The organism is Vibrio genomosp. F10 str. 9ZD137 (assembly GCF_049974785.1).
Classification (GTDB): Bacteria; Pseudomonadota; Gammaproteobacteria; order Enterobacterales; family Vibrionaceae; genus Vibrio.
This window is the reverse complement of record NZ_JBNGCJ010000028.1, coordinates 1-723: the sequence shown is the minus strand read 5'-3', so window position 1 is coordinate 723 and position 723 is coordinate 1. Positions and strand designations below refer to the sequence as shown.

Genomic DNA, 723 nt, shown 5'->3' with positions numbered 1-723 from the left:
ATCCCTCTTAAATTGCTTGTTATGAGTATGACTCAAATGGTGTGAGGTCTATACCTTCGATATCGCACACCGCTTTAATCGTTGGGTTCAAGCAAAGACGCTTTAAATACGCAGCCAGGTGCTTGAAATCGAGTGGCGACTTTTCAATTGGCAACGACCATTCTGCAAGCATAAACAAGAAGTAGTCACATGCTGTTAAGGTATCACCCAGCAAGTAATCGTGACGTTCTAACTGGTCGTTGATAATTGACAATGCATCAGCAATTCTTTCGTCCTGCGCCGCTATAACATTTGGAATAGTAGCTTCATCGTTAGTATGACGATGAGGGTAGTAGCGAACCATGAGTTCCGCTTGTAACGTATTATTGAGAAACGCGAGCCATTGATAAAACATAGGACGAGTTGGGGCACCTAACGATGGCATTAAATCTGACTCAGGGTGTAATTCGCAAATGTGCATGCAGATAGCTGGACTTTCGAAAATTGGCTGATCATCCACAACTAAAGTCGGTATGCGCCCTGCTGGGTTGAGCCTAAGATAATCCGCTGATTTTTGAGAGTTCGATTTTTTATCAACTAACAACAGCTCATAGTCTGCTTTTAAATGATGAAGCAAAAAATGAGGAGCTAGACTCGCGTTGTTTGGATAGTAATAAAGCTTGAACAAAATTGACTCCTTGTCTCTAAAGTTGCGGATACTCATAACGCTCTGCTAAGCGGCAA

1 protein-coding gene is annotated in these 723 nt (G+C 42.3%); it reads right to left on the bottom strand.

From position 1 onward, the window contains the following. Positions 1 to 19 precede the first annotated feature (19 nt). Positions 20 to 667 (bottom strand): glutathione S-transferase family protein, encoded by a 648-nt coding sequence (locus ACP45E_RS00375; RefSeq protein ID WP_017036983.1) that lies wholly within the window; start codon positions 665 to 667, stop codon positions 20 to 22. Positions 668 to 723: the final 56 nt, after the last annotated feature.